Origin of the sequence: Flavobacterium limi (assembly GCF_010645075.1) — a bacterium.
Classification (GTDB): domain Bacteria; phylum Bacteroidota; class Bacteroidia; order Flavobacteriales; family Flavobacteriaceae; genus Flavobacterium; species Flavobacterium limi.
The window spans coordinates 1-14726 of record NZ_JAADZV010000018.1; the positions used below are offsets into that span (position 1 = coordinate 1).

At 33.1% G+C, this 14726-nt stretch carries 11 protein-coding genes; 5 read left to right on the forward strand and 6 right to left on the reverse strand.

What is annotated here, in order from left to right; genetic code table 11:
- Window positions 1–213: 213 nt before the first annotated feature.
- The 5 genes from GXM16_RS22315 to GXM16_RS22335 form a co-directional block, all read right to left on the reverse strand.
- On the reverse strand, window positions 214–657 hold the full coding sequence (locus GXM16_RS22315; protein WP_163396709.1) for a hypothetical protein: 444 nt from the start codon (window positions 655–657) through the stop codon (window positions 214–216).
- A gap of 187 nt (window positions 658–844) precedes the next feature.
- The gene (locus tag GXM16_RS22320) at window positions 845–1447 is read right to left on the reverse strand and encodes a GNAT family N-acetyltransferase (RefSeq protein ID WP_163396710.1); all 603 of its coding nucleotides are present in this window, start codon (window positions 1445–1447) and stop codon (window positions 845–847) included.
- 121 nt (window positions 1448–1568) lie between these two features.
- Window positions 1569–1925: a hypothetical protein gene (locus GXM16_RS22325; RefSeq protein ID WP_163396711.1), complete on the reverse strand. Its 357-nt coding sequence runs from the start codon at window positions 1923–1925 to the stop codon at window positions 1569–1571.
- 125 nt (window positions 1926–2050) lie between these two features.
- Window positions 2051–3229 carry an AIR synthase related protein gene (locus tag GXM16_RS22330; RefSeq protein WP_163396712.1) on the reverse strand — a complete coding sequence of 393 codons (1179 nt, stop codon included), beginning with the start codon at window positions 3227–3229 and terminating at the stop codon, window positions 2051–2053.
- A gap of 105 nt (window positions 3230–3334) precedes the next feature.
- A complete protein-coding gene (locus GXM16_RS22335; RefSeq protein WP_163396713.1) occupies window positions 3335–4000 on the reverse strand; it encodes a uracil-DNA glycosylase in 666 nt (221 codons plus the stop codon).
- Window positions 4001–4133: 133 nt separating this feature from the next.
- Here GXM16_RS22335 and GXM16_RS22340 point away from each other — a divergent pair, with 133 nt between their 5' ends.
- Both GXM16_RS22340 and GXM16_RS22345 read left to right on the forward strand, forming a co-directional pair.
- Entirely contained in the window at window positions 4134–6299 is a 2166-nt protein-coding gene (locus GXM16_RS22340) for an endonuclease MutS2 (RefSeq protein WP_163396714.1), read from the forward strand.
- A 154-nt stretch (window positions 6300–6453) separates the two neighbouring features.
- Complete coding sequence (locus tag GXM16_RS22345) at window positions 6454–6897, forward strand: thiol-disulfide oxidoreductase DCC family protein (RefSeq protein WP_163396729.1); 444 nt, start codon at window positions 6454–6456, stop codon at window positions 6895–6897.
- A 124-nt stretch (window positions 6898–7021) separates the two neighbouring features.
- On the opposite strand, the gene ettA is transcribed toward GXM16_RS22345, so the two are convergent.
- Entirely contained in the window at window positions 7022–8713 is a 1692-nt protein-coding gene (gene ettA / locus GXM16_RS22350; protein ID WP_163396715.1) for an energy-dependent translational throttle protein EttA, read from the reverse strand.
- Window positions 8714–8843: 130 nt separating this feature from the next.
- On the opposite strand from ettA, the gene GXM16_RS22355 reads away from it, so the two are divergent.
- The 3 genes from GXM16_RS22355 (at window position 8844) to GXM16_RS22365 (ending at window position 14722) form a co-directional block, all read left to right on the forward strand.
- Window positions 8844–10424, forward strand: coding sequence for a phage integrase SAM-like domain-containing protein (locus tag GXM16_RS22355; RefSeq protein WP_163396716.1), 1581 nt, complete (start codon window positions 8844–8846; stop codon window positions 10422–10424).
- Between the two features lie 153 nt (window positions 10425–10577).
- Entirely contained in the window at window positions 10578–13034 is a 2457-nt protein-coding gene (hsdR, locus tag GXM16_RS22360; RefSeq protein WP_163396717.1) for an EcoAI/FtnUII family type I restriction enzme subunit R, read from the forward strand.
- A gap of 47 nt (window positions 13035–13081) precedes the next feature.
- Window positions 13082–14722 (forward strand): DUF262 domain-containing protein, encoded by a 1641-nt coding sequence (locus GXM16_RS22365; protein ID WP_163396718.1) that lies wholly within the window; start codon window positions 13082–13084, stop codon window positions 14720–14722.
- Window positions 14723–14726 lie beyond the last annotated feature (4 nt).

Here is a 14726-nt window from a genome sequence, read left to right on the forward strand (position 1 = left end):
GCCCCGATAGAAGTGGAAATCCTTTTGTTTTTTCCTTTAAAAAAACAAAAGATTGAAACGGATAGCGGGAAATAGCTACTAATTATTAACTCCAGCGCCGATCAAAACTTCCTACTTATATTTCACAAGTGATTTTTATACTTATATATATGTATAAAAAAAAATCCCGACAGCATTAAGTAAACTATCGGGATTGCTTTAAATGTTTTTGGTTTATTTCTTAACAGGAAACTTCCAATCAAATTCGTCTTTATCATTGATTATAGCACCAATTTCAAATTTCACTACTTCATTAAATTCAGTTTGCAGAATGAACCAATTATCTTCGTTGAAATAGTTTTCAAAAGTATCAAATGTTTCCTGATTGTATTTTGTAATTCCTTTAGTTGCCAGATCTTTTTTTACATCTGCAATTTTTCTTCCTACTAGTTTGAATCCGAAAACTTCCAGATCATTACTTGAAGCGACCAAGTATCCTAATTTAAAATCCTCTTCCTGATAGAAAGTTAATCTTATTTTTTGTGCATTATACACAAAGATTATGTTATCATCTTCATCTTTGTAATTTTTATCAGGTTTTCCTAAAGCAGTAATTACATCGTTTTGCTTCATTCCAAAAAGTAATTTATCGATTCCTGATTTTAGATTTATTTTCATTTTACTTGTCTTTAATTTGAATTGCAAATTTCGTGAAGTTTTATAAAACTATAATATATTTTACTTTTAATTAATTATTGGAATTCAGAAAAAAATGACTGATCTGGTCAATCTTACCCAAAATGCCTTATAAAACAGCAAAATATCAAAAATCAATATAAAAATAATATTAAATTAATCTATTCACTTAGAGTTTGCGCTTTAAATTTTCTTTAACTTCTCCAAACCATTCATTTCTTAGAATACTTAAAACGATAGAATCACGACGAATTCCATTTTCTGCTGTTGGCATATGACTTCTTAAAACGCCTTCGACTTTACAGCCGATACTTTTCATGGCAGCAATACTTCGTTCATTATTATTGTCTGCACGAAATTCTACGCGTTCCAATTCAAGAGTTTCAAAGGCAAATTGAAGCAGTAAATATTTACAATGTTTATTAAGTCCCGTACCTCTAAATGCAGAACTATACCAGGTATATCCTAATTGAAGGGTTTTAAAATCTAAGTTTATATCGTAAAAACGGGTTGAGCCTGCATATTTTTGAGATTTTTTATCAAAAACTATAAATGGAAATTCTTTTTTAGCTTCTCTTGATTTTACAGCAGACTGAATATAATTGATGAGATTTTCTTTTCCGTCAGCACCTACTAAAGAATATTTCCAGGTTTCGGGTTCGTTGATTGAGATTCCTAATAAATTTTCGACATCTGATTCCTGCAGGGGACGCAATAAAACAAAATCATCTTCTAAAACGATATTATCTGTGAAACTGAAGTGTGATGTCATGTTTTTGTTTTTTTTTTAGAATCTAAAATTGTGTGTAACTGCTTTCCACAAAGAGAAACAAAAAATCGCAGAGATTCACAAAGATGATTTAAAAGAATTATAAAATTATTGCAGAGAAAAATTACTCGCTCAATTCGTCGTAGCGTTCCGGAACTTGAGGATCATATAAAGGACATTTGAATTCTTCCAGTATATCAACCAGCTTATTCATTGTTTTACCTTCGGTTCCGTAGCAGTCTATTTTAATACTTTGCGGTGTAGTGATAATTTGAAAGGCGCCTTTTCCTGTGTTATTTTTCCAGCTGTTATCATCAACTTTCTCCCATTGTGAGAAAACTGAGCTGATTCGGTTGAGGATTAGCTGTATAGGAAGAATTTCAAGACCTTCGACTTCCTGCTTTTCAAGTAAAGCTTCATAAACTTCCTGATTGTTCAGGTAAATTTCGTCTAAATATCTCCAAAAAAGCAGTTCATACATAACGAGGTCGTGTTTTAGCCCCGATAGCAGCGGCATCCTTTTGTGGTCTCGTTTTTTTCTAACGAGGCCACAAAAGATACAGCGAATAGCGGGATTAGCTCCTGATAAAGCTAATAGTTATATATTTAATATTCGAAAGTTCCGTATTCGCTTGTGATGGTCAGTTTTTTAGCATCAGCAGCTTCAACTCTTCCTACGATTTGTGCATCGACATTGAATGATTTTGAAATCGCAATAATGTCCTGAGCAATATTTTCAGGCACATAGATTTCCATACGGTGACCGCAGTTGAAAACCTGGTACATTTCTTTCCAGTCGGTTTTTGATTGTTCCTGAATCAGTTTGAACAATGGCGGAACCGGAAATAAATTGTCTTTTATAATATGTAAATTTTGAACGAAATGTAAAATCTTAGTCTGTGCTCCTCCACTGCAATGTACCATTCCGTGAATATCGTTTGGCGAGTAAGTGTCTAAAATTTTCTTGATGATTGGCGCATAGGTTCTCGTTGGCGAAAGTACCAATTGACCTGCATTTATTGGAGAGTTTTCAACTTCATCAGTCAAATTAACCTGACCTGAATAAATCAATTCTTCAGGAACGGCAGCATCAAAACTTTCAGGGTATTTTTTGGCTAAATATTTTCCGAAAACATCGTGTCGTGCAGAAGTAAGTCCGTTACTTCCCATTCCGCCATTATAACTTTTTTCATAAGTTGCCTGACCAAAAGAAGCCAGACCTACAATTACATCACCCGCTTTGATATTTGCATTATCTACAACATCAGAACGTTTCATACGGGCTGTAACAGTCGAATCTACAATAATAGTACGAACTACATCTCCAACATCAGCAGTTTCTCCTCCTGTTGAATGAATGGTTACTCCGAAAGATTTTAATTCGTTGATTAATTCTTCCGTTCCGTTGATGATTGCTGAAATCACCTCGGCAGGAATCAGGTTTTTATTTCTTCCGATAGTTGACGAAAGCAAAATATTATCGGTTGCCCCAACACATAATAAATCATCAATATTCATGATTAACGCATCCTGAGCGATTCCTTTCCAGACTGAAATATCTCCGGTTTCTTTCCAATACATATAAGCCAGGGATGATTTTGTACCTGCTCCGTCGGCATGCATAATCAGGCAGTGTTCTTCATCCTGCGTTAAATAATCCGGAACAATTTTACAGAAAGCCTGTGGAAATAAACCTTTATCAATATTTTTTATGGCGTTGTGTACGTCTTCTTTTGATGCCGAAACACCTCTTTGTGCGTACCTTTTGCTAGAATCTGAACTCATGAAACTTAGTTTGTGTTGAATGTGGTGCAAAGATAATCCCTTTTTTTAATTCTTTGGTTGATTCATAAGTTTGATTCATAAAAAAATCCAATCAGACGGAAAATATTACCATTCAATTTCTTTTAACCCCTTTGCTTTCAGGAAAATATTTGTCTTGCTAAAATGTTTGTTCCCAAACCAAAATCCTCTGTTGGCACTTAAAGGCGAAGGATGTCCTGATTTTAAAATATGATGTTTTGAAGCGTCAATCAAAGCTGCTTTTTTTTGTGCAAAACCGCCCCAAAGCAGGAAAACAACATTTTCTTTTTCAGCAGAAATTTGTTTGATAACAGCATCTGTAAATTTCTCCCAGCCTTTTCCCTGATGACTTCCGGCTTCAGATTGCCTTACTGTCAAAGTAGCATTTAAAAGAAAAACGCCCTGATCTGCCCATCGCTCTAAATTCCCGGTTTTAGGAAGTGGTTTACCTAAATCCGTTTCAATTTCCCTGAAAATATTATATAAGGAAGGCGGAAACGGAATTCCGTCATTCACAGAAAAACACAATCCATTTGCCTGATTTGGTCCGTGATAAGGATCCTGACCGATAATGACCACTTTTACCTGATCGAAATGGCAATGATCGAAAGCTGAAAAAATCTGACTGCCTTTTGGATAACAGACTTTTGTCGTGTATTCAGATTTTACGAAAGAAATCAATTCGGTGAAATAGGGTTTTTCAAATTCTTCATTCAAAACCGGCTTCCAGGAATCATGCATTTTTACGTCCATACTTTTTTATGCGAATTTCAGGATTTTTTTGCTGAAATCATATCTGTAACGAATAAAATAACAGCTATAAACTTTACCGTATTCGTTGCTACTATTTTTTGTATTTTTGTCTTCACTTTCTTAAAGAAAATAAATGATTAGTATTACCGAAAAAACATTACAAGACTTACAATTTCCAACAGTACTCGAAACCATTTCAGCAGGCTGCAACACAGATATAGGAAAAGAAAAAGCTTTAGAAATAACACCATTTAGAGATAAGGAAACTTTGATGCAGGCCCTGATGCAGACATCAGAATATGTTTCATCTTTTGAAAATAACAACGCCATTCCTAATCACGGATTTGACGCCATCACACATGAAATTAAGTTTTTAGCCATTGAAGACAGCTTTCTTGAAGTCGGAAGCTTCAGGAAAATCGCTAATCTTTCTGCAACAACAAATGTACTGCTGAATTTCCTTAGAAAATTTGACGATTATTACCCAAACCTAAACGCAAGGGCTTCCCGTGTTGAACTGACCAAAGAGATTATCACTGCAATTGATGCGATTGTAGATAAATATGGCGAAATAAAAGACAATGCTTCTCCTGCCCTTGCCGGAATTCGTCAAAACATGAATTTGGTTCGCGGAAAAGTAAACCAAAGTTTTGGCGTGGCATTAACACAATATAATGGTTTAGGCTATCTGGATGATATTAAGGAGAGTTTTGTACAAAACCGTAGAGTTTTAGCGGTTTTAGCGATGTACCGTCGCAAAGTCAAAGGTTCTATTTTAGGGAGTTCAAAAACAGGAAGTATTGCTTATATCGAACCTGAAGCTACTTTGAAATATTCGAGAGAATTAGCGAATTTAGAATACGAAGAGAAGGAAGAGATTACGAGAATTTTAAAGAATTTATCGAATGTAATTCGTCCGTATCTTCCTTTATTGATTGAATATCAGGATTTTTTAAGTGATATTGATGTTGTTGCCGGAAAAGCAAAGTATGCCAACAGAATCAACGGAATTTTACCAACGATTACAGAAGAAAGAAGATTGTTCTTTAGAGAAGCGTATCATCCTATTTTGTATCTGAACAATAAGCAAAAACAAGAGGTTACGCATCCGCAGACCATTGAATTAAAACAGGAAAACAGAATTATTGTTATTTCGGGTCCAAATGCCGGAGGAAAAACAATTTCCCTGAAAACAGTTGGATTATTACAATTAATGCTGCAATCCGGAATTTTGATTCCGGTTCATGAAAGAAGCGAAACTTTCTTGTTTGACAGAATCTTAACGGATATTGGCGATAATCAGTCTATTGAAAACCATTTGAGTACTTACAGCTACCGATTAAAAAACATGAATTACTTTTTGAAGAAATGTAATCATAAAACCATGTTTTTAATTGATGAGTTTGGTACAGGCTCTGATCCTGAACTGGGCGGTGCATTGGCAGAAATTTTCCTTGAGGAATTTTATCATAGAGAAGCTTTCGGAATTATCACAACGCATTATTCTAATTTAAAAATTCTGGCTAACGAATTGCCATACGCAACCAATGCCAATATGATGTTTGATGAAAAGTCACTGGAACCAATGTACAAACTCGCTTTGGGTCAGGCCGGAAGTTCGTTTACTTTTGAGGTTGCACAAAAAAATGGAATTCCGTTTGGACTGATTAATCGTGCAAAAAAGAAAATAGAAGTTGGAAAAGTCCGTTTTGATAAAACGATTGCAACGCTCCAAAAAGAAAGATCAAAACTCGAAAAAACTTCTTTGAATTTAAAAGAAGAAGAGACAAGAGCGCGTGAGGAAAGCAAAAAGATGGAAAACATCAATAGCAGAATCCAGCAAAAACTGGAAAGCTATCAGGAATTATACGATAGTAATCAAAAAATAATTTACATCGGTCAAAAAATTGATGACATTGCCGAGAAATATTTCAACAACAAAAACAAGAAAGAACTTATTGGTGAATTCCTGAAAATTGTTGAGATTGAAAATTCAAAACGTAAAAAAGCAACTCCTAAAGAAGTTAAGGCCAAAGTTGAAAAACAAAAAGAAATCATTGCTGAAGTTCAGGTAAAAGTAGAAGAAATCCGAAAAGAGAAAAAAGAGAAGAAACTTAAACCGGTTGTAGAAAAACCAAAACCAATTTTAAAAGTTGGTGACCGGGTAAGGATGCTCGACGGCAGATCAGTTGGAAGTATTGATTTAATCGAAAAAAATAAAGCAACAGTCAATTATGGAATTTTCACTTCGAAAGTAAGCCTAGATGAATTGGAATTAGTTGAAGCGGGGAAGAAGTAACATCTGCAAAGTCATTGCGAGGAACGAAGCAATCACACTAAAATGAGCAAGTCTGGAATATCGAAGTGAGATCACTTCGTTTCACATTAAAGTAAAAATAATACAAATAATCAATAGGGATGAGATTGCTTCGTTCCTCGCAATGACAAACATGATGAAAATAAATAGTGAGATTGCTTCATTCTTCGCAATGACTGCCGGGAATAAAAAAATAATCCTCTTCGACGGTGTTTGCAATTTATGCGACGGAGCGGTTCAATTCATTATCAAACACGATAAAAAAGATATTTTCCGTTTTGCAGCCCTGCAATCTGATTTGGGAAAAGAAATTTGCAGTTATATAGGTGTTGATCATAATAAAATTGACAGTATCATTTTATATTATCCCGGAGTTGCTTACTATTATAAATCTTCAGCTGCCATTGAAATTTCAAATGAATTAGGTGGAATTTATAGCTTGATTTCTATTTTTAAAATCTTACCTGAAAAACTTCGAAATTATATTTACGATTATATTGCTAAAAATCGTTACAAATGGTATGGTAAAAAAGAAAGCTGTATGATTCCGACGCCGGAATTAAAAGCTAAGTTTCTTTAGAATAAATTCCAAATTCCAACTCTTCTCAACTATATAATTCTGAAAAAATCTCATAAAATAAAAATCCCAAACTTCAATTTTACAATTGGAATTTGGGATTTTAAATATTTGAAAATTAAAAAATTTATCTAATCAATTTTCTATATTTGATACGTTTTGGAGTTAAGTCACCACCAAGACGTTTCTTTTTGTTTTCTTCATAATCCGAGAAACTTCCTTCGAAGAAATATACTTCAGAATCTCCTTCGAAAGCTAAGATGTGTGTACAAATTCTGTCCAAGAACCATCTGTCGTGAGAAATAATTACAGCACAACCTGCAAAATTCTCCAAACCTTCTTCTAATGCTCGAAGCGTATTTACGTCAAGGTCGTTCGTTGGCTCATCCAGCAAAAGTACGTTTCCTTCTTCTTTTAATGTCATAGCCAAGTGTAAACGGTTACGTTCACCACCAGAAAGCATTGACACTTTTTTGTTTTGCTCTCCACCTCCAAAGTTGAAGCGAGATAAATAAGCTCTTGAATTAACCTGCTTTCCACCCATCATAATCAACTCCTGTCCGTCGGCGAAGTTCTCCCAGATAGATTTATTCGGATCAATATTAGAATGAGACTGGTCTACGTAAGCGATTTTTACTGTTTCTCCAACAGAAAATTCTCCACTATCAGTTGCCTGCTCACCCATAATCATTTTGAAAATAGTCGATTTACCGGCACCGTTTGGCCCAATAATTCCAACAATTCCGGCTTGTGGTAAAGTAAAGTTCAAATTATCGTATAATAATTTTTCACCAAAAGCTTTTGCAACATTTTTAGCTTCAATAACATTGGTACCTAAACGTGGACCATTTGGAATGTAGATTTCCAAATTCTCATCTAATTGTTTTTGATCTTCATTTAATAATTTGTCGTAGTTCTGCAAACGCGCTTTTTGTTTGGTCTGACGGCCTTTTGCTCCCTGACGAACCCAGTCAAGCTCTCGCTCTAACGTTTTTCTGCGTTTAGAAGCTACTTTTTCTTCCTGAGCCATTCGGTTTGATTTTTGATCTAACCATGAAGAATAATTTCCTTTCCACGGAATACCTTCTCCTCTATCCAACTCAAGAATCCATCCCGCAACATTATCCAGGAAATAACGGTCGTGCGTTACAGCAATTACAGTTCCTGAATACTGTGCTAAATGCTGCTCTAACCATAATACTGATTCAGCATCAAGGTGGTTGGTAGGCTCATCTAATAACAATACATCTGGCTGTTGCAATAACAAACGACATAAAGCTACACGACGACGCTCTCCTCCTGAAAGGTTTTTTATTGGTGTATCTCCTTCCGGCGTACGCAAGGCATCCATTGCGATTTCTAATTTAGTATCGATTTCCCAGGCGCCTAAAGCATCTATTTTATCTTGTAAAGCTGCCTGACGATCCATCAGTTTATCCATTTTGTCCGGATCTGAATAGTTTTCTTCAAGACCAAACAAATCATTGATATCGTTATATTCTTTAAGAACAGCCATTGTTTCGGCAGCACCTTCCTGAACAATTTCTAAAACAGTTTTAGAATCATCCAAAATTGGTTCCTGCTCTAAATATCCAACAGTGTAACCTGGTTGAAAAACGACATCTCCCTGGTAGTTTTTATCAACACCTGCAATAATTTTTAAAAGAGAAGATTTACCTGAACCGTTAAGTCCCAAAATACCAATTTTCGCCCCGTAAAAGAAACTCAAATAAATATTCTTAAGTACCGGTTTGTCTGCTCCCTGATAGGTTTTACTCAATTTCTGCATTGAGAATATTACTTTCTTATCGTCTGACATTTTTTATTTTTTGATTTTTATTTAATACTAATTAATTGATTCACAAATGTTTATAAAATTTTAAAAATCTTTAAAAATTCCCACTTTTAAACGTAAATTTATATTTTTTTTAAACTTTAAATTTTAGAAAATGTCTTTTAAAATTGTTCTTAATCGCAAAAACAAATCTGATTCTTACGGCATTCTTGGTATACAGGATATTTCTAATAATGTCAAATTTAAAAAATCTCTAAACATCAAAGTATCGGTGGAAGATTTTAAACATTTCAACAAAGATACAAATCAATTTTCGAAAGATTTAAGCAATTACAAAGATCTTAATTCAAAAATTTTTTCGGAGATAATTAAGTCAAATTACAAAAAGAAAGAAACCGTCAAGTTTAAAAAAAATAAAGCCAAACAAGTTACACTATCAATACCTAGTGATAGTAATGATATCATCTCGGATAGTGATAGTGATAGTGATCCTGATTTTATCGATTACTTTAAGCAAAGAATCCAAGCAAAAAGAACTTTTTCGCATCGAGAATCCTGCAACAATGTAAGAAACAAATTTGAACGATTTTTAAAATATGAAGGCAAGGAAACGGTAAAGTTTTCCGAAATCACACCAACCTTAATAGAAGCATTCTATAATTTTTGCATTGATATACCCGACCCAAACAGAACAATGACAGTTAATGGTTTCAAAAATTATTTAAAAATACTGAAGAAGGTCGTTAGTGATGCTGAAACAAGTGGATTTTATAACTTACCAAGAGATCCATTTTCATTGATCAAAGGATTAGTAAGAGATCCAACGGATAAAAAAGGACTAAGTGCTGATCAATTTCAAAGATTACTTAAACTGGATTTATATGATTCTAAACTGATTTTAGCACGTGATATATTTTCATTTGCACTTTTAAGCAATGGAATGAGATTTAACGATGCAATTTTTATCCGATATGGCATGTTTAAAAACTGCTTGTTTTCTTACAAAATGTCAAAAACCAAATACGAAAGTAGCATCCAAATTTCTTTTAAAATGGCACTCAAATTATTGGAAATAATTGCAATTGATGGTGGAAAAAATATATATGAGGATTATTTAAACAAACAAAGCTGGGAAGGAATCTCTTTAATACCTGGAGAGAAGAATCAGAAATTAACTTATCAACAGATTTGTAATATTATTGAGTTAAATTCATTAAAAATTAATGAGCTAAGAGAAGAAGATCTCGAAAGAGATGAATTAATTGAATATAAAGGCTATATTTTTTCGAAATACAAAAGCATACAACACTACATAGATGCAAAAGAAAATCTTATTTATCAAGCAAATGACGAACTTATTATCTATGTTCAAAATTTAATCGATAAGAAAAACCCTAATGACTTTATATTTCTTGACAGGTTCAACAAAAATCAAGTTAAATATTTTAAACACTATAATGCAAAAAGAATAATGACTGAAATCGAAACTAAAAAGTATCGTGGTCTACGTAATGATTATAACCTACGACTGAAAAAGATTGAAAATATTTACAATGATTCTTTACCGCAACATATTGAAAAACACAAGAATGTAATCAAACTTTCTGCACATATTTCAAGACATTCATTTGCAAAAATTTTGGTTGATGCTAATATAAATGTTTACTTAATTTCTCACGCTTTAGTTCATCGCAACTTAAGTACAACTCAAAAGCTACATAGAAAAATCTTTTGACAAAGTTGCGGCTGAAAAAGCTAATGATGAGTTAAACAACTTATTATTTTAGAAACAGTAAGTTTTTTTTACACTTTTTATGGTTTTCCGTACTATTACAAATAATAATTTATGATATCTTAGCAAAATTATATTTACCTTAATATAACTAAGATGAGTAAAAAAAACCTTTCTGAAAGAGATATTTGTAGCAAATTCATAACCCCTGCTCTACAAAAAGCTGGATGGGATTTACAAAAACAAATCTTAGAAGAAGTGTTTTTTACCGATGGTAAAATTTATGTTAGAGGTAAACTTACCGCTCGTGGTGAAAGAAAAAGAGCTGATTATATTCTTTATTTTCAAGATAATCCTATTGCTATCATTGAAGCAAAAGACAATAATCATTCCGTATGTTCGGGCATCCAACAAGCATTGGGATATGCTAAAATTTTGGACATCCCATCCGTCTTCAGCAGTAATGGTGACGGTTTTTTATACCACGACAGAACGTCAACTAACAAAGATATAGAGATGGAATTATCTCTAGATGAATTCCCATCACCTGATCTACTATGGGAAAAATATAAATCCTACAAGGGAATTGTCACAGACGAAGGAGAAAAAATTGCTTTACAAAGGTACTTTTCAGACGGATCTGGCAGAAAACCAAGATACTATCAACAAAATGCGATAAACAGAACTGTTGAAGCGATAGCAAATGGGCAAAATAGAATTTTACTTGTTATGGCTACTGGAACTGGTAAGACATATACAGCTTTTCAAATTATATATAGACTTTGGAAATCTCGTACAAAAAAGAGAATATTATTTTTAGCTGACCGCACAGCGCTTATAGATCAGACAAGAAAAGGTGATTTTAAGCATTTTAAAGATAAAATGACAATCATTAAAAAAAAGGTAATTACTCAAACCAACGGTAAAGAAGAGTTAATAGGCAATAAAAAAAGAGGTATTGATACATCTGATAAAGCTTATGAAATATTTCTGGGTCTGTATCAAGGACTGACAAACAATGAACCTGGAATTGAAGATGCCTACAAAGACTTTTCACCTGATTTTTTCGATTTGATTATAATTGATGAGTGTCACAGGGGGAGCGCTAATGAGAATAGTTCCTGGCGTGAAATACTTACTTACTTTAATTGTGCTACGCATGTCGGACTAACAGCTACCCCAAGAGAAACTCAAGAAACGAGTAATACTGAATATTTTGGCGATCCCATCTATACTTACTCTTTAAAACAAGGTATTGATGATGGCTTCTTAGCACCTTATAAAGTAATCAGAGTCGCATTAAACGTCGACACTGAAGGCTATCGTCCACAACAGGGAAAAACTGATAAAGAAGGAAATCTCATTGAAGATCGTATTTACAATAGAAGAGATTTCGATAAAAAACTTGTTATTGATGAGAGAACAGATATAGTTGCGCAGAAAGTAACCGAATACCTAAAAGGACTTGATAGATTTGCTAAAACAATAATATTTTGCGTAGATATTGATCACGCTGAACGTATGCGAAATGCAATTGCTATTCATAATGCTGATCTGGTAGCTGAAAATTACAAATATGTAATGCAAATTACAGGTGATAATGAAGAAGGAAAACGTGAACTAGATAACTTTATTAATCCTGAAGAGATTTATCCTGTTATTGCAACTACGTCGGAATTAATGACTACTGGTGTTGATGCTCAGACATGTAAAGTTATCGTATTAGACACCAATATCAATTCAATGACAAAATTTAAACAAATTGTTGGGCGTGGTACTCGAATAAATGAAGAATTTGGAAAATTATACTTCACAATCTTAGATTTTAGAAATGCAACTGATAATTTTGCAGATCCAACATTTGACGGAGACCCATTACGTGTTAAACCAATTAACGAAAATGCTGATTTGACAAATATTATTGAAGAGGAAGAAGTTGAAGATACACCAATTATAGATGATCTTACAGGTCAAGAAATAATTATTGAAAGACCTCAAATTAGAGCACCTAGCAACGAATCTGGTAATGGAAATGATAATATAAGAAGACCAAAGCAGTACATTAACGGGATTGATGTATCCATTTTAGTAACACGTGAACTCTATTTTGATTCTAACGGGAAACCTATCACAGTTAGTCTGCAAGATCACACACGAGAAATTATAAAAGGTAGATACGCTTCATTGGATGATTTCTTATTAACCTGGAATCAAGCAGACAAAAAAGAGGCTATAATTAAAGAATTAGAAGAGCAAGGTATATTAGTTGAAGCTCTATATCAAGCTGTAGAAAGAGAAGTTGATCTTTTTGATTTAATTTGCCACGTGGCTTATGATCAGCCACCGTTGACACGAAGAGAGCGTGCAAATAATGTAAAGAAGCGTAATTATTTTACAAAATATGAGGCAGATGCTCGCAGGGTTCTAGAAACACTATTAGATAAATATGCAGATGAAGGAGTTGAAAATATTGAAAATCTGGAAGTGCTGAAAGTTAAGCCATTCGATGATTTTGGTTCCACAATAGAAATCGTGAACGGAATATTTGGAGGTAAAAATAGTTATATAAATGCCGTTAAGGATTTAGAAGTAGAATTATATAAAAATGCTTAATCATAAGAAACAATAATATTTCAACAGAAGTAATAATAAAGTAATAAGTGGAAAAAAAGTTAGATATCATAAATAATTGGAACTTAAAAAAAGTCTTCGATGAGCTGGAAAACGGTAATATGAAAATACCTAAATTCCAAAGAGGATATGTTTGGGAAAGAAGTAAAATTGTTAAATTATTAAATAGTATCCATAAACAATATCCTATTGGATCTTTCTTTATTTGGAGTGCTTCAAAAGATGATTACACTACTTTTACAAGAGAAATTGAAGGATTAGATCTACCTAAAAAACCATATTCAAATGAATACAGTTTCATACTTGATGGACAACAAAGAATAACATCTCTATATGTTGCATTACGTGGAAAGACACTAAATGATATCGACTACTCTACCATATGCTTCAATGTTGAAAAAGGTATTTTTCAAGTTCCCAGGTTGAAAACTGAAAAACATAATATTCCGGCGTACAAATTATTTGATACTGCAGAATATGGGAATGTGCTAAAAGATTATGTTATGTATGATTTGGAAAACAAAACCAATCTATTACAGAAATGGAGCGAGTGTCAACAAATTTTTAGCGACTATCCTATTTCAATAATTAAAACACTGAAAATGGATTTAGAAGAAGTAGTAGATATATTCGAAAGAATCAATCAAGGCGGTAAAAGATTATCTTTGTTTGATTTAGTTCACGCTAGCACATGGAGTCCTGACTTTGACTTGAGACAAAAAATTAATAAATTCAATTCCGAAGAAAATGTAAAAATTTTCGGTTCAATTGAAAATGAAGTATTTACACAGTCATTAGCACTAAACGTCTTTAATGATTCTACAAATCAAAATCAACTTAAACTTACTGCTGAGCATTGTAAAAAAGAATGGGATAAAACCGCTGAAAGTATAAAAAAGGCGATCGATTATGTAAAGTCATTTGGAGTTAGTTTTTCATCATATTTACCTTATAATTCATTCATCTCAGTTATTCAATATTATTTTTATCAAACTCAAGGAAGTTCAATAAAATCTAAACATAAAAAACTAATCGAAGACTGGTTCTGGACTGCAACATTTTCTCAGCACTACTCTAGTTCGAGTTTAACTAAAATGAAAGAGGATGCTGAATGGATCAAGGATTTAGTTAATAATTTGGATACCCCTAGAACATTTAATGTTCTATTAAATTTAAAAGACATCACTCGCGTCAGAATGCAAAATAAATCCGTTATCAAGAATGGTATTATGTGTTTGATGTCCCTTAAACAACCAAAAGACTTTGATAATGGTAATATTGTTCATCTGGATAAAACGAATTTATCCAAATCAAACAGTAAAGAGAACCATCATTTCTTTCCCTATTCGTTAAAAGAGAATTTTGGAACTGATGCAAATGGAATCAATTCCATACTAAACTTTGTATTAATAACCGCCAGGCTCAATAGAGAGATTTCTAATAAGCTTCCGTCTAAATATATAGTAGAGTATTCATCTGAGAACCCTGATATTCAAAAACATCTGGATACACATTTTATTTCTGAAAGGGCTTATAAAAGTATTTTAGAAGATGACTATGAGGGTTTTACCAAACTTCGAGGAAAAGAAATATTAAAAGAAATAAATGACAAAACACAATTTGTTATTAATAATGAGTCTAAACCTGAAATCGATCAGGAAAGTGCATAATAAA